The 20352-nt window shown below is 32.7% G+C and carries 15 protein-coding genes, 1 tRNA gene and 2 pseudogenes; 7 read left to right on the forward strand and 11 right to left on the reverse strand.

Annotated features, from left to right (window positions below):
• Nucleotides 1–7: 7 nt before the first annotated feature.
• Nucleotides 8–3016 (forward strand): efflux RND transporter permease subunit, encoded by a 3009-nt coding sequence (locus tag ACFEL2_RS01710; RefSeq protein WP_375332108.1) that lies wholly within the window; start codon nt 8–10, stop codon nt 3014–3016.
• A 142-nt stretch (nt 3017–3158) separates the two neighbouring features.
• Here ACFEL2_RS01710 and cydB read toward each other — a convergent pair whose 3' ends face one another.
• Nucleotides 3159–4178, reverse strand: coding sequence for a cytochrome d ubiquinol oxidase subunit II (cydB, locus tag ACFEL2_RS01715; protein WP_341751299.1), 1020 nt, complete (start codon nt 4176–4178; stop codon nt 3159–3161).
• 329 nt (nt 4179–4507) lie between these two features.
• A complete protein-coding gene (locus ACFEL2_RS01720; protein WP_375332109.1) occupies nt 4508–5830 on the reverse strand; it encodes a cytochrome ubiquinol oxidase subunit I in 1323 nt (440 codons plus the stop codon).
• A gap of 571 nt (nt 5831–6401) precedes the next feature.
• Between ACFEL2_RS01720 and ACFEL2_RS01725 the strand changes: the two genes are divergently transcribed.
• Both ACFEL2_RS01725 and ACFEL2_RS01730 read left to right on the forward strand, forming a co-directional pair.
• Nucleotides 6402–6710, forward strand: a complete 309-nt coding sequence (locus tag ACFEL2_RS01725; RefSeq protein ID WP_341751297.1) for an ankyrin repeat domain-containing protein — start codon at nt 6402–6404, stop codon at nt 6708–6710.
• Nucleotides 6711–6972: 262 nt separating this feature from the next.
• A complete protein-coding gene (locus tag ACFEL2_RS01730; protein WP_375332110.1) occupies nt 6973–9585 on the forward strand; it encodes a leucine-rich repeat domain-containing protein in 2613 nt (870 codons plus the stop codon).
• 363 nt (nt 9586–9948) lie between these two features.
• On the opposite strand, the pseudogene ACFEL2_RS01735 reads toward ACFEL2_RS01730, so the two are convergent.
• The 5 genes and pseudogenes from ACFEL2_RS01735 to ACFEL2_RS01755 all read right to left on the reverse strand — a co-directional run.
• Nucleotides 9949–10416, reverse strand: a pseudogene (locus ACFEL2_RS01735) (IS3 family transposase); the annotation flags it as partial.
• A gap of 64 nt (nt 10417–10480) precedes the next feature.
• Nucleotides 10481–10786, reverse strand: a complete 306-nt coding sequence (locus ACFEL2_RS01740; protein ID WP_375332356.1) for a group II intron maturase-specific domain-containing protein — start codon at nt 10784–10786, stop codon at nt 10481–10483.
• Nucleotides 10783–11742 carry a group II intron reverse transcriptase/maturase gene (ltrA, locus tag ACFEL2_RS01745; protein ID WP_375332111.1) on the reverse strand — a complete coding sequence of 320 codons (960 nt, stop codon included), beginning with the start codon at nt 11740–11742 and terminating at the stop codon, nt 10783–10785. Before ltrA ends, ACFEL2_RS01740 begins: the two co-directional genes overlap by 4 nt.
• A 498-nt stretch (nt 11743–12240) precedes the next feature.
• Complete coding sequence (locus ACFEL2_RS01750) at nt 12241–12990, reverse strand: IS3 family transposase (protein WP_375331964.1); 750 nt, start codon at nt 12988–12990, stop codon at nt 12241–12243.
• 74 nt (nt 12991–13064) lie between these two features.
• Entirely contained in the window at nt 13065–13841 is a 777-nt protein-coding gene (locus ACFEL2_RS01755; protein WP_375332112.1) for an IS110 family transposase, read from the reverse strand.
• 519 nt (nt 13842–14360) lie between these two features.
• Between ACFEL2_RS01755 and ACFEL2_RS01760 the strand changes: the two genes are divergently transcribed.
• A complete protein-coding gene (locus ACFEL2_RS01760; protein WP_341751293.1) occupies nt 14361–14774 on the forward strand; it encodes a helix-turn-helix domain-containing protein in 414 nt (137 codons plus the stop codon).
• Nucleotides 14775–15118: 344 nt separating this feature from the next.
• Here the strand turns inward: ACFEL2_RS01760 and ACFEL2_RS01765 are convergent, their stop codons facing one another.
• Nucleotides 15119–15640 carry a helix-turn-helix domain-containing protein gene (locus tag ACFEL2_RS01765; protein WP_341751292.1) on the reverse strand — a complete coding sequence of 174 codons (522 nt, stop codon included), beginning with the start codon at nt 15638–15640 and terminating at the stop codon, nt 15119–15121.
• A 494-nt stretch (nt 15641–16134) separates the two neighbouring features.
• Here ACFEL2_RS01765 and ACFEL2_RS01770 point away from each other — a divergent pair, with 494 nt between their 5' ends.
• Nucleotides 16135–16482 (forward strand): hypothetical protein, encoded by a 348-nt coding sequence (locus tag ACFEL2_RS01770; protein WP_341751291.1) that lies wholly within the window; start codon nt 16135–16137, stop codon nt 16480–16482.
• 14 nt (nt 16483–16496) lie between these two features.
• Here ACFEL2_RS01770 and ACFEL2_RS01775 read toward each other — a convergent pair.
• Nucleotides 16497–17053: pseudogene (locus ACFEL2_RS01775) on the reverse strand (IS110 family transposase); the annotation flags it as partial.
• 67 nt (nt 17054–17120) lie between these two features.
• A complete protein-coding gene (locus ACFEL2_RS01780; RefSeq protein ID WP_375332113.1) occupies nt 17121–17684 on the reverse strand; it encodes a hypothetical protein in 564 nt (187 codons plus the stop codon).
• A 244-nt stretch (nt 17685–17928) separates the two neighbouring features.
• Here ACFEL2_RS01780 and ACFEL2_RS01785 point away from each other — a divergent pair, with 244 nt between their 5' ends.
• Entirely contained in the window at nt 17929–18453 is a 525-nt protein-coding gene (locus ACFEL2_RS01785) for an IS110 family transposase (RefSeq protein ID WP_341751289.1), read from the forward strand.
• Nucleotides 18454–18714: 261 nt separating this feature from the next.
• Nucleotides 18715–18791, forward strand: a tRNA-Asp gene (locus ACFEL2_RS01790).
• On the opposite strand, the gene ACFEL2_RS01795 is transcribed toward ACFEL2_RS01790, so the two are convergent.
• Nucleotides 18780–20288, reverse strand: coding sequence for a recombinase family protein (locus ACFEL2_RS01795; protein ID WP_375332114.1), 1509 nt, complete (start codon nt 20286–20288; stop codon nt 18780–18782). The two genes, ACFEL2_RS01790 and ACFEL2_RS01795, sit on opposite strands and share 12 nt — an antisense overlap.
• Nucleotides 20289–20352 lie beyond the last annotated feature (64 nt).

The following is a 20352-nucleotide window of genomic DNA, read 5'->3' on the forward strand; positions in this document are numbered from 1 at the left end:
AACTTTTATGATAAAAAGATTGTTGGAACATAGTAGCTTCTTTATTGTAATAAATATTGTAGTTGTACTATTTGGTATATACTCATATTTGCAGCTGAAAATTCAACTTTTACCAAATATTCCTGTTTCAAATATTTACATTTCTATCATCAATCCGAATGTAAAGCCGGACCTGATAGAGAAATATACTACTAAACCTTTTGAGGAAGTTTTTTCACATATTGATGGTCTTAAGTCGATTATTGCTATTAGTCAGTTAGGAGAGAGTAAAATAACTCTAAGTATAGCCAAAAAAGTTCCTATAGAACAAGCAATTAATCAAGTTAGAGATTTGATATTAAAAAATAAGGCTCTCCTGCCAGAGGGGGCTAAAGAGCCTATAATATCTACTGAAAGTTTTTCTGTTTTACCAATGATGTATATTGCGGTGAGTTCTAAGAACAATGTATCAGCTACTGCTGATGATATTGAGTTGATCAAAAAAAAGCTTAAATATGTCGATGGTGTGGCCAATACATCTAGTTTTGGTGTGACTGAAAAAGTGATTAATATCGATATTGATCCTGAAAAGATTGCAAAATATTATATTCCGTTAGATAGTATTCTTGCTTCGTTAACACTACAAAACAGTGATTTCTCTGGTGGTAAGTTATCAAATCAATATAAAACAGAGTATATTTCTTTTGATACAGCAATTAGTAAGTTAAGTGATTTTGGCGAAATCAATTTAGAAAGTAATAATGTTGCTGTAAAATTAAAAAATGTTGCCAGCATTACAATATCAGATAAAGAGCTACTTAGCCTCTCTTATTTTGGTATGGATAAAATTGTTTTATTAGGTATTTTTGCTAAGTCGGATGCAAATCCAATCGATGTATCAAAGAGTGTAAAGCATTTCCTAGAACATTATGAAAAAGCCAATCCCCAATTTATCTTTCAGGTTATTATCGATGATAGCCAAGATATTTTACAAGCATTTCAAGAAGTAAGAAAAACTTTGCTTGAATCGGTCTTGTTGGTGTCAGTAATTGTTTTACTGCTAATGGGATCATTGCGATATTCAATTATCGCAATTTGTGCAATTCCAGTCTCGCTTGCAGCTTGTTTTGTTATGCTGTACTTATGTGGTTTTACACTCAATGCCATAACGATGTTGGCGATGGTACTGGCTATAGGGTTAGTGGTTGACGACTCTATTGTAGTGATTGAGAATGCTGAACATTATTATCGGAAGAATAAAGATGCTTTAACTAGTATATTGCAAGCAATTTATAGTCTTTTTTTATCTGTTTTAATATTGATGTTTACGCTAGTAGTAATATATGTCCCTATTTTATTTATTAAAGGAGAAGTAGGAAAAATTTTGCAGGAATTTGCTTTGTCAGTAATTGCTTGTTTAGTAATGTCCTTTATCGTTGCATTTACCTTAACACCCATATTGTTTTTAAAACTAGCAAATAATACGCATGAAAGCAAATTTGTTCAAATTGTTAATAAGACATTGGATATGATTACATACAAATATCAGGAGTCTTTATTTTTTATTATACGCCATGCCAAAGTATTTTTATCCTTGGTGGCTATCGTTGTAGCGGCTGGTACATATGTTGCAGTTAACAATATGAAAATAGAAATTGAGCCATTTGAAAAAAAAGATATGCTTATACTGACTAACACATTTATGGTTAATACCAATTTAAGTTACATCCATCACTATATGGAAAAAATTACTAAAATAATCAAGGATAATGATAATGTAAAATATACTCTGAGCATTGAAGAATCACCACGTTCAACAATTTGGTTGATATTAAAAGATAAAGCTAAAGCGGTACAAACATTGCATGAAATTGAAGCTAAACTAGCAAAAATAGCAGTGGGTGGAGATATTTCAGTGAAATTTGCTCAAGGGAAAAATGCTGGTTCAGCAAAGGGTAACGTTGAGTTAAGCTTTTATGTCAATAACCAATCATCCATGGAGAATGCTTGGCAGGCTGTTCATTTTATACAGAATAACTCAAAAGATTTATTTACTAATGTTATAGCTATTGAGGCTTCACCTGTACAAGATTATAAAATTTGGTGTAATCAAGATAAGTTATTTAAATATGGTTTAAGTCAGAAAGATATATCAAGTACATTAGATATTCTGTTTAATGCTAGGAAGATAGGGAACTTTAAGCACTATGATAATACCTATGATGTCATTGCTAAATCAGATCCTAAATTTGGCAAAACACTAAGTAATATACAAAATATGTTCATTACAACACAGAAAAATGGAGAAAACCTTATTCAGCTTAAGGATATATGTGATATTAATAGGGTGAATACCGTTAATCAAATTATGCGTTATAATGAGCAATATTCCATTGAAGTAATTGCCACTGCTAAACATGGTATTAAATTGCAGGATGCAGTTCATTTTATTAATCAGTTAAACAGCAAGTTACCAAATGATAGTGATATGAGCTATAGTGAGCAAACGCAAATACTTATTGATTCAACATCATCATTTACAGTACTAATTTTACTATCTATACTTGGACTCTACTTATTAATGTTTGCACGCTTTAACGACTCAATTCTATCATTGTTTATTTTAGTTGGGGGAATTCCAGCCGCTTTAAGTGTAGCATTATTAAGCTTATATTTTTCTCAAGGGGGATTAAATATATATACGCAAATATCACTTATCACGTTAGCAGGATTAATGACTAAGCATAGTGTGTTGTTATGTAGTGCAATGCATCAGAAGGGACAAAGAACTCTAAAAACAATAGTAACAGCGGCAACGTCAAGAATCAGGGCAATTTTAATTACTTCTTTAGCTATGAGTATTGGTTTGTTGTCACTTTTCTTTGATAATGGCAACTACGCTAATAGTCGTTTTCAAATGGCTATAGTTTTGGTAATAGGGATTGTTATCGGATCGATATTAACACTTTATGTAACACCTTTGCTTTATGTTGGTTTTCATCAAATGTCGAGAGTGAAAAGAGCTAGGGGGCAGTAGTAAAAGCTATTAGTTTAATATATAAAAGATAGCTTTAATTATACAGGATAATGATAGCACAAATATTAGCCCCACTAAGTATAAAATTACAAACCAAAGCCATTGTTTGCATTTCTGAGAAATAAAAATTTTTCTCAACTTACTAATACATTGGGTGATGAGTTGATTTTCCACGGAATATATAATAACAATAAATTGTATAACCTAATATTACCGGTAAAAGCAACACAGCTCCTACCAACATTAGAGATTGTGATTCGGCTATTGCTGCAGATTGCCATAAAGATATTTGATATGGTACTGTAAAAGGCCAAATACTTAAGATTAGCCCTAAATAACCTAGAGCAAAAAGTAAAACTGAATAGCAAAAAGGCTGAAATTCTTTATTCTTATAAAGGGTTGAAAGTAATCTAAATAATGTAAAAATAGTTAAAACGGGGATTAATGAGAGATATATAAAATTCGGCATACTAAACCAAAATATACGAATTTGCTCGTTTAAAAACGGTATCCATAAACTTACTAAACCCATAAATAACATAACATACATTAATACGTATGATGCGGATTTACGAGCCCATATTTGGGTATTTTCGTCAGTCTTCATTATCAACCAAGTAGCACCAAGAAGAGCGTAACCAAATACTAGAGCAATACCTGTCATGATAGAAAAAGGGGTCAGCCAATCAAAAGCATCACCAGCAAATACCCTGCCATCAACCTTAACGCCTTGGATGAAAGCTCCTAACATAATTCCCTGAAATAAGGTAGCGATGATAGAACCAAAATGGAAAGAATAATCCCATATATAACGATCCTTTAGAGTGGCTTTAAATCTAAATTCAAAGGCTACTCCGCGGAAGATTAATCCCAAAAGCATTATGGTAATTGGTATATAGAAGGCTGACATCAAAACTGAATAAGCTAGTGGGAATGCAACAAATAATCCTCCTCCACCTAAAACTAACCAAGTTTCATTACCGTCCCAAAATGGTGCTACAGAGTTCATCATTTTATTGCGGCAATCTTGAGTAGGAGCAAATGGAAATAATATACCAACTCCTAGATCAAAACCATCTAGTAATACATAAAGAAAGATTGCAATGACAATTAGTCCACCCCACACTAAAGGTAAATCTATATAGGGAGCAAAATTAAGCATGGTTGTTGTCCTCTTCTATTGGATTTCCTAAACTGCAAAAAATCCTATGTTTATTAGACTTGCTGCATAAATCAAAGATAGTTGAGGGATTTTTAGGAGAAACGAAGCCGGCTACCTTCGCGTACACAGACGTACGTGAGGAGCGGAGGCGAGTTTCGACGACAAAATCACCAACTAGATTGACTTATGCAGTAAGTCTATTATATAGCTAACCCGGTTAACTCATACTTCTGTCATTGCGAGACCATGTAGTGGTCGTGGCAATCTACTATTTATGAGAAATGGATTGCTTCGTCGCTACTAAGGTAGCTCCTCGCAATGACGTTTGTTTAATGGGTATCAGCTATAGGCCCCTTTTTTATTAAATTTATAATATAATAAGTGGCACTGCCAAATATAAAAACATAAACTATCACAAAGGCAATTAATGAGGCAAAGATGTGTTGTCCTAGCACCGGTGAAGATGCTTCCGATGTTCTAATTATATTATATACTATATAAGGTTGCCTGCCAACTTCTGTAACAAACCAACCTGCTAATATTGCTATAAAACCAGATGGAGTCATCAACATACACCAATATTGAAACCATTTGGTATCAAATAATCTTTTACGTAAGTATAAAACTAATGCAATAACCCCAGTAATTATCATTAATATACCGATTCCTACCATTACTCGGAAACATAAAAATACTATTAATACAGGGGGGCGATTTTCTTTTGACCATTCTTTTAAGCCTTTTACTTCTCCATCTAAGCTATGGGTTAGTATTAAACTAGCAATTTTGGGTATTTCTATAGTATATTTTGTTATTTCTTCTTGTGCTGAAGGCCAACCAAAGAATCTAAGTGCAGCCCCTCTTTCCGTATCCCAGATACCTTCCATAGCAGCAACTTTTGCAGGTTGATGTTCTAAAGTATTTAACCCGTGTTGGTCGCCAATAAAAAGCTGTATTGGGGCAACAGCTACTGCCATCAACATTGCCATGCCAAACATGATTCTAGCATGGTTAACAAATTTTTTATGTAAAAGATAGCAGGCAGCAACACCACCAATTGCAAAAGCTGTAGTTAAATATGCTGCTACAATCATATGACAAAAACGATATGGAAATGAAGGATTAAAAATAATTTCTAACCAACTTACCGGGTATAAAATATTATCTGCTCGTACTTCATAACCAGTAGGAGTTTGCATCCAGCTATTAGCTGCAAGAATCCAAAAAGCAGAGATAATTGTACCAATTGCTACGATTAAAGTGGCAGCGAAATGCATATTTTTACTGACTCTATTCCAGCCAAATAGCATAACTCCAAGGAAAGATGATTCCAAAAAGAATGCAGTAAGTACTTCAAAACCTAATAGTGGTCCAAGTACATTACCTACCTTATCAGAGAAGCCTGACCAATTAGTACCAAATTGATAAGACATAACAACACCTGATACCACTCCCATACCAAAAGTAATAGCAAAAATCTTAATCCAAAATTTATATATTTCTTGATAAATATTATTGCCAGTTTTGAGCCATAGCCCTTCTACGACAGCCAGCCAGCTAGCAAGACCAATGGTAAAGGACGGAAAAATTATGTGGAAGCTTATAGTAAAAGCAAATTGTATACGAGATAGTAGATTAGGATCGAATTCCATATTGTTACTTTGTGTCAAACCACTTTAAGTCTAATTGTTTACATTCTCATTCCAATGTCGGATTAATGAAGTTAATCCGAGATTGAGGTGATAAGAGACTTATTTGATAAAAAATACTATAGTCAATTTTATTTTCAAATGCTACCATACACTATTTACACTAGATTGTCACGTTAAGTTAACCTCATTTTACGCGAATTCGGGATAAGAATTGATAAATTCTTATCCCCAAATTCGGTGAAATTATCGAAACAATCAGATTTGAGACGGCTCTGTATCTGATTGTTAAATTAATATTTTGCTAAAAACATGATTTTAAAAGATTAAAATCATGTTTTTAGCTTTAGAAAGGTTTAAAATGCATTCGCGTTAGCCGCTTTAAGAATGCATTTTCCCTTATATTAAAGCCAATTCGGAGTCACATTCGAGTATATAAACCTTTGATTCTATTCATTCAACTTAAAAATTTTTTAAATATTGCTTGCATGTAATGGGATTTTACTGTAATATGATCGCAAATATCCGTTTTAAACGGATATTTGCGATATAAAAACTAATTGGAGGAATAAATATGATGTTTAGAACAGTGTGTAAGCAAGTTGTTGCTCAAGTACGCTATGGTAGTTTAACTACTTTACTCGATAAAAATCCTTTATTTACAGCTGTAAAAACAGGTAACGTGGAGTTAGTAAATCATTTAGTTACAAAAGGTAATGTAAATAAGCAAGATAAATACGGTAATACTGTACTACATTATGCAGCAGAAAAGAACAATCCTAATAGTACTAAGATCATTGAAATGTTATTAGGCATGAATGCAGATCCAAATATAGCTAATAAGGATACTAATACAGCATTAGACACTGCTTCTATATTGTAGGGGAGTTATTATATCATAAAAAATCACAATTTGCATCAAGTTTCGTGATATTTTTACATCATGTTTTCACTAAATATAATAGTATATTTTAAGGTTATAAGTTCAAGATTATAAAATAATTTTTGTTAAAAATAATAGTTGCAATATTAATTTTATCTGATAGTATCCACGCCATAAAATATAAATCCGTTTAATACGGATTTGAACTGTAAAGAGGATAGCCCCTCTAATTAAAATAGTTAATTTAAATCAGGTAAAAGCAATGACAACAATAGATTTTAACAAATATCTAAAAGATAGTTCTTTAAATCTTAGCTGCCAAAAAGAGATATCTAACAATACTAACCAATTCAACAATTTAATCCAATTTATAGAAAATAACTCTAATGTTACACAGCTTCAATTAGAAGAATGTAATATTAATATTGATCAACTTAAATTATTAGTTGGGGTATTAAAGAAGAGTAATATTACTGCCCTTAACATAAGAAGTAATAATATAGGTGATGAAGGTGCAGCTAAAATAGCCGAACTCTCTAACCTTACTATTCTAAACATAGCTGATAATAAGATAGGTTATGAAGGTGCAGCTGAAATAGCCAAACTCTCTAACCTTACTAATCTAAACATAGCTAATAATAAGATAGGTCATGCAAGGGCAGCTGAAATAGCCCAACTCTCTAACCTTACTATTCTAAACATAGCTAATAATAATATAGGTGAGAAAGGTGCAGCTGAAATAGCCAAACTTTCTAACCTTACTAATCTAAACATAGCTAATAATAATATAGTTTATGCAGCAGCTAAAATAGCCAAACTTTCTAACCTTACTAATCTAAACATATATGATAATGAGATAGATGATGAAGATGCAGCTGAAATAGCCAAACTCTCTAACCTTACTAATCTAAACATAGGGTGGAATAACTTAAGTGCTATAGGGGCAGCTAAAATAGCTGAACTCACTAATCTTACTGAACTAAACATAGCTTATAATAAGATAGGTGATAAAGGTGCAGCTGAAATAGCCAAACTCTCTAACCTTACTATTCTAAACATAGAGTATAATAAAATATATAATACAGGTGCAGATGAAATAGCTAAACTCACTAATCTTACTGAACTAAACATAAGCAATAATTTCTTAAACTATCAATGGGAAGGTAAAATAGCTGAGCTTCTTAATCTTAGTAAACTTGAGATTAAAAATAGCGGCTTCAATTTTACAGTGATAGAGAAACTCTCTAATTTGATTAATTGTGAAATCTTATATCATGAAGGAGAGACAGAGATAATTAAGTTTATGCAAAATGCAAACAACCCAGAAGTTAATCTTACGCATGAAGAAGTTAAAAATATGATGTTTACACTGCATAATTATTACGCCGGATATGAAGAAGATTTGATAAAATATATAATAAACCATCTAGAAAAATACCCATTTGCTATAAACTCACGAGACGCAGCAGGACACTCATTATTACATTTTTATAATGACAAACCTGAGATACAAAAGTTTCTTTTTGAGAATGGTATTATACCAGAGCAAAAACAACAAGACGGAATTATGCTACGCTTAGTGCAGGACAATCAGTCCGTTCATACAAAAGAAGCAGTAGATTTAACGAATTTTACTACAGGTAAGTTAGTTGAAGACTATAAAGGTACAAAAGAATCGTTACAAGAGATAGCAACGGCATATAATAATAAATTAAAAGACTCTACTAATTTCTTTAATACTCCAGTTAAATTAGCATTACTTAGCTTGACTGATGCATCTAAGCGGGACACAATGGGAAATGCATTAAAGAGTGACCAAGCTGTACCAGATGATCAGAAATTTGTTAATACTATAACAAATATAGCTAGTAAAGCACTAACAGAAAAATATTTAGTAGGGGGCTATTCTACAAATGAACTACGATATGATGATAATACAGATCATATCATTACTATTCCTGAATCTTTGGGACTTGTTAAATCATTAATAGATACTATGGAAATTCCGGTTGCTGATAAACGGGAATTGCTGGTAACGTTAATGGTAAAATTCCCGGAATTAGTAAAAGATAAACTAAAAATAATACAAGAAAAGTTGGGAATAGATGTTCCGTTAAAAGTATTAGTAAATTCTAGCAATTGTCATAAATTCTTAGAAAGCAATCCTATTATACAAAAGACTCCTCAGATAATATCAGAGCTATTTAAAGATATTAGTAATTTAGATATAGAAGAAACATTGAGAGAGCAGAAAGAATTTGCTTTAGCAGTAGGAGTATACATGGCTGCTACAACTTATGGCGACATGACTGCTTGCATTCTAGGAACATGGAGCCAAATTATTAATAGTGCAACTGAAATAAACCCAGAATTTCTTAATAAGTTCAATAAGTTGAAAGAAGAAGAGGCTAAAAAAGAAAAAGAAAGGACGTCTATTACAGAAAGCAATATTCAAGACTTTAATAATGAATTAGCTAAGAAGTTAATAGAGTTTGTTAAAGAGAAACCAGAATTGCAAGAAAGCCTTGCAGAACTGGGAGCAGCTATGATAGATGTTAGAAAACCACAGGATATTACCACAGAACAGCAAAAGATTTTAGCACAAGTCAACACACAATTCATGAAAATGATCAAAGATTACTTACCTAATTGTAATAGTATAATACCAAAATTTGAGGAATACAAGACTATAATCGATGGATTAGCAGAAAATAAAGCTCTGCAACAGTTTGTGACACACTACTATGATCCGCAAGATCAAGTAGGGCAACTAGAGTGTGATATATATAATCATCCACTATCTGAAGTATTACACCAGACAACAAGTGAACAAGATGTTGGAATAACTGGGGATACCGAAAGTTTAGGGTATTGAACTTTGATTTTAGTTTGCAGCAAATTAGTTCTTTGGATTTTAATGAGTTATCAGCTTCAATTTCTGCAGATTTTCTTTTACGCTGTAAGTCATAGAGAATATGGCTTGCAGCATGGATGTTAGAGCTTCCTACTGTAAGCTATCAATAATAAACTTGTTTTTTAAATCAATATCCGTTAAATTGAAACTATTTAGTAAATTTAGTTTTATTAGATAATTATCTTGATAACTGTAACGTTATATGTCATAGTTACTATGAGGCAGTATATTTATGATATGATCAAAACTTTTAGCCATAAAGGATACTGGACTGAAAAATCAAGACAAAAAAAATAATAATTTTGTTTCCCATTTTTGCATTTTTCAAGCTGCAATTTGTTCATAATTTTGCATAGAATTTAGATAGACATTCATGGGCTTTTTGTAACCAATACTTGAATGAAATCTTCTATAATTATAGTGATTGATGTAATCATCAATACCACGCTTTAGCTCTTTAACATCTTTAAAATCATTAATAAATATACAATTATATTTTAAAGTTCGGAAAAATCTCTCCATTATTATATTATCAATACTTCTTCCTTTACCATTCATCGAAACTTTAATGTTATGCTCTTGTAAAATTTCAATGTGTTCATGACTAGTATATTGACTGCCCTGATCACTATTAAATATCTGCGGTGCAGGATATTTGTTAAGTGCATCCCGCAATACTTCAGTTACCAAACTTACATCCATACTATTTGACAATTTATAACTCAACACAGCTCTACTATGCCAATCTATAATTGCCGCCATGTACATAAATCCCGAATTAGTTCGAACATAAGGGTGAGTAGAATGAAGCATTGCAGCTTCAGCCCCTCTCAGAACGGTGCGTGAACCTCTCAGCTCACACCGCTCCCACCATTTTAGCCTTTGGATATATTCCTAATTTCCAATGTATAAAAGCTTCAGGATTAAGATTTGCTAATCTATTTAGATATTCTCTTGCACGTCTTTTATGCCATGCAAGTTTCTTATATTTTCTTCTAACCCACCGCTCCAAATACCAATTCAGGTGCTTCCATATGTTGTGCATTGCCGATGGATAAAACTGCCCATAATAGTTATACCAACCTCTTAACTCAGCTTTAAACATTTCCGAAAGTTCAGATAAGGACTTGTCATTCTTAAGCTGAATGTGCCAACTCCTTATGGTTGTATGATTGCTTTCTTAGAGTTATTACTTATCGCAGGTAAGAAATTTGGATGAACCATGCCTTGTTTGTTTACACATCTTCTTGGTCTAAAACTATATCCGAGAAAGTCAAAGCTGATTCGTTCATATTCATCACGACGATTATTGTCCTTACAATATATAATACCCGACTTATCAGGATGTATCGTAAGGCCACATTCCTGGAATCGTTGTCTAATAACTTGTAACACATATTCTGCCTGTTCTTGACTCTGACAATGGAGTAAACCATCATCAGCATAACGACAAAATGCTACACTTGGCATTTCTCTTCTTACCCATGCATCAAATACATAATGTAAAAATAAATTTGCTAATATTGGACTTATCACTCCTCCTTGAGGTGTTCCCTTATCGCGCATAATAATATTTCCATCTTTATCTTGCAATGGTGCTTTAAGCCACCTTTGTACGTAAAGTAGTACCCATTTGCACTTACAATGTTTCTCCAATGCTTTCATTAATAGTTTGTGATCGATATTATCAAACAAACCTTTGATATCAAATTCAACAACAAAGTCATATTTCCAGCATCTTGCTCTTGTAACTGCTATGGCATCATGTGCAGATTTCTTTGGGCGATAACCATATGAATCTTCGTCAAATATGGGCTCAACTAATGGCTCAAGTACCATCTTCACTACAGTTTGTGCTATTCTATCCGAAATAGTTGGAATCCCAAGGATTCGTTCTCCACCTGATTTCTTTGGAATAGGCACAGCTTTTACTGCAGGAGGAAAATAGCTGCCTGAGGACATACGATTCCATATCTTATACAAATTATCTTTTAGGTTTCGCTCAAATTCTTCCATAGTTTGTTGTTCAACTCCTGCTGCACCTTTATTATTCTTAACACATTGGTATGCTTGCCATACATATTGCTTAGAAATTTCAAAAGGCTTTACTGTCTTCATAAGCTCCTCCTAAATAAATTTAGTTGACACTGTGATGAACAGCTAAAATGGTCAGACACCTTCACTCCATTGCCATTACAGCAACTTCATCATTACTACATGTCTGTCCGCCCCTGTGTATACGCATCAGTACTATCAGCCTCACGGTTTTATTTCCGCTTGTACCTTTCCTTTAACATCGTTGCACAGGCTCCCGTGTTCAGCTTGAAAGCCTTGACTTAAGCTCACGCCACCTCTATGCCGGATGCCACCTAGCCAGTAAACAGGTTCCCGCTAAATTTATCCCAAAGCAACATCACCTCCTTGGTTTTGACATCATCTGAAGCACTTTCGACACTTGAACGGTGGTTCACTGTTGTTCGTCTTCTTAAGTCTATACCTGACACCTCAAGGATGCCTTTTCTGCATCGCTCACGACAATGCCCTTAAACAATTGCCGCATGCAGTGGTTTGCAGCCTATTCCTGTAAATCGACTGCGAAGGACCTACCTTCATCTCTCAAGCCGCTTGGCACGGCACACTGATATCTCCGCTCCAAACCTCGTTAGCGTTAGGTACGTGTACAGTCCTAGTTGTACCTAGATTAGTCCAATATTTATCAAGCAAATAACTATAAATTTTATGCTGTTTATCTTTTCCAGATGTTAACTTTTTCCTCTTTGGATAAATAGCCTCTATGCCAATCATGTTCATATATTTTAGAACCCGATCCTTACCAATAAACAAGCCATCTTCTAATAATTGTCTATGGATATAACGATAACCAAATTCAGGATTATCAGTATATATTTCATCTATTTTATTTAAAATATTTAAGTTATACCCACTAAATGGTTTTGCTTTATAGTACATTGAAGAACGATTAATCTTTAATAATTCATATTGCCTTGTCTTTGGTAACATTGCTAGCTTGGAATCGACAAGTTCTTTTCTATTTGATAAGTCCAAGCTTTGTAGCTTTCCCACAGCCCAATCTCTCTCTACTATTGTTTTTCCAAGCGTTTTCGCTAATTCATCATTTTGTTCTTTCAGCATATTAATTTGTTCCTGATATTTACTTACCAGTTTTGCTGGTTCAAAAGCCAATGCTGCATTTGATATAAATTGTTTCTTCCAATTACTAATTGTCTTGGAGTTTATCTCATATTTTGATGCTATCACTGATAATGGACTCTCTTCTTTCAGCACTTCTAATACTATCCTAGTTTTTTCTTCAGCACTAAAAACTCTTGCTTTTTCTTTTGTCATTTTTCCTCCTAATTTTTTCTTATTATTTTATCTTAATTAGGAAACTTTTTACTCTATTTTCTTGTCCATTTTCTTCAGTCCATTATACTAGAAATTCTACCATGACCTGTATGTCTATATCCGCTATATCTACCGCTATCATTAGATATTGGTGCAACACCTACTAATGATGCTATTTGTTTGCGGTTCAATGTACCAAGTTCAGGTAACAAAGCTATAAGCTCATTAGATACTACTGTGCCTATACCACTAATAGTTTGCAGTGTCTCTTTCTTAGCCTGCAAGAGTTTATCTTTTGCTATTAAGTCATCTATTTTTTTAGTAATAGATGCAATTTGTTCTTCTAGTACTTCGATTATTTTAACACAACTAGACTTGATTAAATCAGCTTTCGGGGACTGAAACCTATTTTTTTCTGCAATCAACATTTGTTTGAGGTCGTTCCTACGTCCGACTAATTCATACAAGTTTAAAGCTTGCTTAGATTGTACTTTAAATAGTTCTAATCTTTCTGACCGTTCAAAACCATAAAGTGCTAGAGCTTTAGCATCAAGACTATCAGTTTTAGCTGCATTCCCAAAAGACCTAATAAAGTTTTTAACTTTGCGAGTATTGGCTCTATGTACAGCAAAACCCTGATTGCAAAGCGTTAGTAATAGTTCCATTTCATATCCACCTGTGGTTTCTAAAACACACAATGCAGAACTAATCTCTTTTTTGTAATCCTTGATAAAATCAGCTATTCCATTAGAGTTGTTATTATATTCTTTAGTTTCTTTTTTTCCATGAATAGCAACAACAAAATTGAATTTTCCTATATCAAGACCAATAAAATTATTATATAATGGCATAATACCTCGAAGACTTTTAATGTTTACGATTGTAAGCGGGAGTGCAAAGGCATCCCAATCAACTATTCAAACGTCTCGGGGATTTGGGCTAGAGTACCAAGATCCATACGATCTTAAGACCAATTGCTTCACGGTCGCTCACGCCTGCACAGCGATAGTCATTTAGTATTATTAATGACTATCGCTGTAATACCCCCTTATAAGTCAGTATAAATCATTATTTATATTGACTTCAACATCTATTATATCATACTTTTAACTTACAATTGCTTCGTCGCTACTAAGGTAGCTCCTAGCAATGACGTTGTGGTATAGGTATTTGTAAACTTCCAACAATTATTGATGTCACCTCTAATGGCATACTGAGACTACTATTAATTTATATATAGACAAAAACAACAGCTAGAGCAGCAGGAACAATTAGAATTAACACGGAAAAAATAATGTAATTGGTATTTACTTTTTGATTATTATACCTTATATTTTAAAAATATTAATTTTATATACAAAGTATTACTTATGGCAAATTTACAGGCTAGACTTAATTCGTTAATGGCTCAAAAAAACATAAATGCTATAGATATAGAGAGGAAAACTGGACTAAGTAGAAATACTGTCTATAGCATTTTGTATGGTAGTTCAAAAAATCCTAGTGCTAATAATTTACAATTAATTGCAAAAGCCTTAGACATTAACTTGGAAGCTCTTGTTATTGATAATGAAATAAACCTCGAGATACTAACTATTGATCAGATAAAAATTTTTAGCAAAGCTACTAGTGCAACAATTAATATATTAATTGAAAGAAACTTAAGTTTCTCATTGAGAAACCTTACAACTCTAATAAAAGAAGTATATGAGTATGCTTTGAAGAAGCAGTCTGTTGATAATACATTTATAGATTGGATAATTGATAAATATCATAAACCTTAATTGTGTGATTATAAACACGGTTACAAGATAATTGTCAGATGAATAAATTTATAGTGTACTCTTCTGATCCTACGAATTGTTTTTTGAGAATATCATTGATTCGCATGCGTAACTATACTATATATACGCTATGCCTTCTTACCATTCATTTTCAAATCATTTGAGTATACTCAGGTAGAACTTCAAGAATTGGCGTTGTCGTGTCTAAAGATCGAAGCTGCTCACGTACTAATGTACGCTACGCTGCTCGACTTTGCTACTGCCTAGCTCTTCTTGAAGTTATACTATCGTCTACCAACTCTTCATTTACGAGCAGTATATGCCTGTCAGTAGCCACTAAAAATTCAATTAGAAGATTTACTATTGTCAGTATCTTTAGTAGGGGCAATTCTGCCAATCATTTCATCTAGTGATATTTCAAAATAATCTGCTAGGGCTACTACAATTTGACTATTTAAAGTTTTTTGTTCCCTATTACTATTAACAAAACTATGTAAAGAGTTATTACTAAAACCTATAGTCATGCCTAATTTATATAAGTTTAAATTTTGTTTCTTTACCTTATCAATCAAAAACTTCTTTATATTAGAAGTGATGTCACTTGATGTAATTTTATAAAATTCTAGACTTTCTATATTAGGTAAAGAAATATATTCATTTCTTCCTACAACTTCATCCATAGAACACTTAAAGTAGTCAGCAATTTTTAATATATTACTAATAGTTGGGTTGGCTTTCAGACCTTGCATAATATTAGTTACAGTAGAATAAGGAATGCCACTTTGTTCAGCAAAATCTTTTCTTGTTAATTTTAATTCATCAAACTTTTTTTTGAGGAATTCTTGTATTTGGTGAACAAGGGCCATATACTCAGAACAATTAAAATTTGAATACTCCCACCATAGAAATATTTTTTCTTGACACCTCAAAATAACTACAATAAACTAGCAAAATAGAATGAGATTATTAAAAAAGAGATCAGTGATTATTGATTATTGATTAATTTTTTAAAGCAAAGAATATACTTTGCTAAATCTCAAACTAAAAAACCAATATAATACTTAAGCTCTACTCTTAAATAAAGCTCAAGTATTATATTGAATATTATAGTTAACTGGTAAGTACTTTCAAGTTCGCAAAATTTCTAAGTACTTACTAGTAGCATTAATCAAATATCATCAACTGCTATTTAAATAATAACCTTTTTATTGAGGTATTACTGTGATCATATACAAATTTCTTAGCCAAATCAACCCCAAATCAACTTATTTCAACCTCATTTATTTTCACAATCCTGGTAATACCATAATTCTATAATGTAAATGGTATCAATCTTAGAACAATACAATGGAAGTAGAATATGTATTACCCACTATTAGTCATTCTAGCATTTAGCATAATTATTGGGCAGATGTTGTTAATTCGGTTATTTGTCAAGTGGTTTAGTAATATCCAGCTAAGCTATAACAATATTATTAGCATCAGTAAAGACTTCCCCAATACCTACATTAAGGCAAAAGATGAAATAACACTATTGCATAAAGAAATAATAGAGTTAATTACTCTAACTACTAAGAAAGAGCAAGGTATATTACATATGACGTTTCGTTTAGAAGAGATGCATATATGCATAGAAATGCTACTTAATGAATTTAGAGAGCTTACTAGATCTAGCAATACTACGTCACAGATCAAGGAGGAAAAATAATTCTTATAATAATCATATAATGATTGTTGTAAATCAAACTTTGGGGAGTTCCTGCTCTTATGTTGCTTTTTACTATTTGTTAAATCACCATCGCCACGTTTATCAAATTTTTTGTAGCATGTTTCTATTGCTTCGTCACACTCTCTGATTTGTTTTAGGTAAAATTCATAAATATCTAATTCTTGCTTAATACTATAAGATGCTCTTTGCGGTAATCTCCTTCTAGTGCTTTAACGATAGTCTCTAAATGCAGCTAATTTATTTGCATCTCTCTTGCCCTCTATAATTGCTTTTATTATGTTCATGCCTGTTACGCCTGTTATATTGCTAATCACATGATGTAATTGGATGTTCTCTCATTAAGTGCTTTTTGTATACGGTTCACATGGGTTGCGGCATTCTTTGTTAATCTGTCTCTTTGTCTAGTAAGAGTTCATAATTCACATATCTGCTCTTCTGGACGAAATGAACCACTTAATAATCCATAGCTATGAAGTTGTTGTAACCACTGGCAATCCTGAACATCTGTTTTACGTCCAGGTACGTTCTTTACATGCCTAGCATTTACTAAGTGATAATATTGAGGATTTTTGCTTTAAGTTTGGAAATAATATAAGTAATAGGGCTTTGAGCAAACGTTATATACTTCTTTTTTTGTCATGTGATTGAGAAGGTGTGATTGGGATTACTCTATAACCACAACAATTCATTTTTAGCATAAAATATAGCCATGTTGTTTGTACTAAATATGCTGATATGAAACGATATAGCCAATCACTAACTATAAAATGCTGTATAATTGTATTAAACGCACCCCAACCGAGAGTAAGAATAGTAATAAACCGGATATCGTCAGTAATTCTACCACTTCTAGAAATTTTAAAACTCTTAGGAGAATAATGTTTTAAAAGGTTAATATGACTATAGCTAAAACAACTAATGACTAATGTTATAACAAAAGATACACCTATAAAAAAATTGAAATTAAAGAGTTGTTGTAAATCTCCGGTCTTGATATAATTAGATATTGCTTTTTCCATCCAGCTGCTATCGGTTAATCTTTGGTTTATATATTCAAAAAATTTAAATCCTGATATGACTGGTATTATACTGCAAGATATTAACGTATAGTCATATCTCATAACAAATATCCATAGTGATATTTGCTTTTTAATCATGTTAATAAATGCTAATCTATTCATAAATTACCTTTTTATTATTTAATTTATATCAATAGTTAACTCGTTTTTAGGTAACTATTTCGTCATTGCGACTTATCTTCCAGACAAAAATGACCTGAAATTATGCGGCTTTGCTTTTTTTCTGTCAAGTATTATTTTTTTCTTGCATTTTTGGGTAGTTCCATACATGACACCAGTTTGACATAGGCAAATGCTAATCGGGTATTACTTCAAAGCCACTAGTCTCTAAACTTTAAGTATCTATATGCCAGCTACCAACAAGGCTTTTGAAGTTACCAATGATCAACATGGCTTTACTACTATGCTTAGCACTATTAATAAATACTATCCTGCCTTATCTGAGTTAATTGTTGTCTTTGAACCTACTGGTGGATATGAACATAATTTAAGAGAATTTTTAAAAATAAATAAATTGCCTTTTGCTACAGTACACCCTAATAAAGTGCGTAGTTATGCTAAAGCTAGAGGATGGCTTGCTAAAACTGATAATATCGATAGTAAATTGTTGCATGATTATGCAACGTGCTTTGCTTTACCAGTGAAGGTTACTTATGATAGTAATAGCCAACAACAGTTACATGCTTTATTAAAAAGAAGAGAACAATTATTACTATTTAAGAATCAAGAAATTGCTAGGCAGGATACTGAGTTTAATGCGGTCGTCATTTTATCCTTGAACCAGCATATTGCTAGTTTAACAGAACAATTACAAGAGATTGAGTATAGTATTAAAGCTTGGCACACCGAAGATAGGTCACGAGTTTGCTAAAGATATCTAATATAAGCAATCAAGTTAAATTAGTTACTGATGAGTTCTTGACAGGGGAGTTGACTTTATATATATTACGGCTTACCTATATATACTCGATGAAAATCAAGAATTGCGTTGTCGTCTTCAGGGATCGTAGGTAGCCACGTACTAAATGTACTCTCCGCTCCTTGACCCTTCGATTCCTGCTACTATCATAATTTTGATCTTCGTCTATCAACTCTTCATTTACGAGTAGTATATCATAGTAAGCCTGATAAAGGGGGTGTAGCTCAGTTGGTTAGAGCGTCTGCCTGTCACGCAGAAGGTCGCGGGTTCGAGTCCCGTCACTCCCGCCATTCGGTACAAGTTGTCGTTTTTTCAAAAATATCGAACGGGAAACGTAGAGAGGTCTCAAGTTTTTTGCCCCTCAGTTTGAGGTTCTGAAATACGAAATTTATCATTTTGCGTTTTTGGGGCATTTCAGAACCTTTAAAAGTTTCATAGGCTTCAGATGCTAGAGTTATTAGCGTTGTAGCGGTATCAGTAAATTTATCGTCTGCTTCCTCATAAACTTTAATTAAACGAGCAATTTCATATTGGCGATCTTTTAATTGTTGTTTTTTTCTTTGAAATTCTTCTGTGCTAAGTTCTCCATTGAGTCGCAAATCTATTAATGAATTTAATCTATTCTCATTTTCGGTGTGTTCTTTCTTTAAAGCAGCTGTTGCTTGCCCATGCTCATCTTTCTTTAGCTCATTTGTGTTTTTTAAATAGGCTAGAGTCTCTTTTAGCATTTCTGGGTCTCTTATACCTATTCTTTTAAAAACCTCTTCTACCTGCTTTAAAACCTCATCTTCTCTTACATAAATCTTTTTGTTTGGATTCTTTGGATCCCATGTACCTAAATAAGTCCATTCGTCCACTTTGCCATCTGAATATGTTTTGCTGTGAGTTTCAGCTGTTACAACTTTACCAGTTACTGCACAGGTGATTAATCCTCTAAAAAGAAAATCCTTACCACCATATTTAAAAGGCTTCTTCTTCCACCCTAAACGTACATCTTTACATGCCATAAAAGTCTCTTTTGTTATAATTGCTTGGTAACCATGTGACCACATCTCTCCTTTTACTCTCATTTCACCATAATAGAAAGGTTGTTGGATCATTCGATGCACTACTGTTTTATTGACGTAGCAATTGTTTTTGCTCCTAAGACCAAGCTCCTTAGCTTTTTCAGTCAAATAATTAAGAGTATACATTCCTGTTGCATATTCTTCAAAGAGTTTTTTTATGATAGAACCTCTTACAGGATCGAGAATTACTATACTGTTTCCTCTTTCATCTCGGCTATTTAGGTAACCAAGAGGGGCTGGTCCTATCCACTCTCCTTTACGCAATTTATGATCTAGGCTTCTTTTAACGTTATCACTTAAACTATCAACGTAAGATTGTGCCATCAATACGTTCATTCCCCACATTAGCTTTGCATGAGACTGAGAATCTTTATCTATTATGTAACCTTCTGTTCTAAAATGTAATTCTATCTTACCAGCTTTTATTGGTTCTTCTAGTAATGAAATTTCTGAGATTCTTCTTTGTACTCGATCTACTTTATCAGCAACTATAGCAATTGTTTCTCTATGGCTTTTAGCAAATTTGATCATCTCTTTAAATTGTTTGCGATCACCTCTGCTTGAAGATTCGATAATTTCAAAAGTTTCGATAACTTCAAGATTTTTACGTTGGCAATATTCTACTAATCTATATTTTTGAGCTTCAATTGAATACCCTTCTTCTTGCTCCCTTGTTGAAACACGAACTAAAATTATTGATTTTGTTGCTTTATCTGTCATATTTTCTCCTTAGATAATAAATTTTGCTTTAATTAGAAAGTAGTATGTACTCAAAGAGCAGAGA

The sequence above is a fragment of the Candidatus Tisiphia endosymbiont of Temnostethus pusillus genome (genome assembly GCF_964264675.1).
GTDB lineage: Bacteria > Pseudomonadota > Alphaproteobacteria > Rickettsiales > Rickettsiaceae > Tisiphia.

Bases quoted from the DNA above. Each gene is read 5' to 3' on its own strand.
- ACFEL2_RS01710 (WP_375332108.1), top strand. From the start codon at position 8: ATGATAAAAAGATTGTTGGAACATAGTAGCTTCTTTATTGTAATAAAT.
- cydB (WP_341751299.1), bottom strand. From the start codon at position 4,178: ATGCTTAATTTTGCTCCCTATATAGATTTACCTTTAGTGTGGGGTGGA.
- ACFEL2_RS01720 (WP_375332109.1), bottom strand. From the start codon at position 5,830: ATGGAATTCGATCCTAATCTACTATCTCGTATACAATTTGCTTTTACT.
- ACFEL2_RS01725 (WP_341751297.1), top strand. From the start codon at position 6,402: ATGATGTTTAGAACAGTGTGTAAGCAAGTTGTTGCTCAAGTACGCTAT.
- ACFEL2_RS01730 (WP_375332110.1), top strand. From the start codon at position 6,973: ATGACAACAATAGATTTTAACAAATATCTAAAAGATAGTTCTTTAAAT.
- ltrA (WP_375332111.1), bottom strand. From the start codon at position 11,742: ATGAAGACAGTAAAGCCTTTTGAAATTTCTAAGCAATATGTATGGCAA.
- ACFEL2_RS01750 (WP_375331964.1), bottom strand. From the start codon at position 12,990: ATGACAAAAGAAAAAGCAAGAGTTTTTAGTGCTGAAGAAAAAACTAGG.
- ACFEL2_RS01755 (WP_375332112.1), bottom strand. From the start codon at position 13,841: ATGCCATTATATAATAATTTTATTGGTCTTGATATAGGAAAATTCAAT.
- ACFEL2_RS01760 (WP_341751293.1), top strand. From the start codon at position 14,361: ATGGCAAATTTACAGGCTAGACTTAATTCGTTAATGGCTCAAAAAAAC.
- ACFEL2_RS01765 (WP_341751292.1), bottom strand. From the start codon at position 15,640: ATGGCCCTTGTTCACCAAATACAAGAATTCCTCAAAAAAAAGTTTGAT.
- ACFEL2_RS01770 (WP_341751291.1), top strand. From the start codon at position 16,135: ATGTATTACCCACTATTAGTCATTCTAGCATTTAGCATAATTATTGGG.
- ACFEL2_RS01780 (WP_375332113.1), bottom strand. From the start codon at position 17,684: ATGAATAGATTAGCATTTATTAACATGATTAAAAAGCAAATATCACTA.
- ACFEL2_RS01785 (WP_341751289.1), top strand. From the start codon at position 17,929: ATGCCAGCTACCAACAAGGCTTTTGAAGTTACCAATGATCAACATGGC.
- ACFEL2_RS01795 (WP_375332114.1), bottom strand. From the start codon at position 20,288: ATGACAGATAAAGCAACAAAATCAATAATTTTAGTTCGTGTTTCAACA.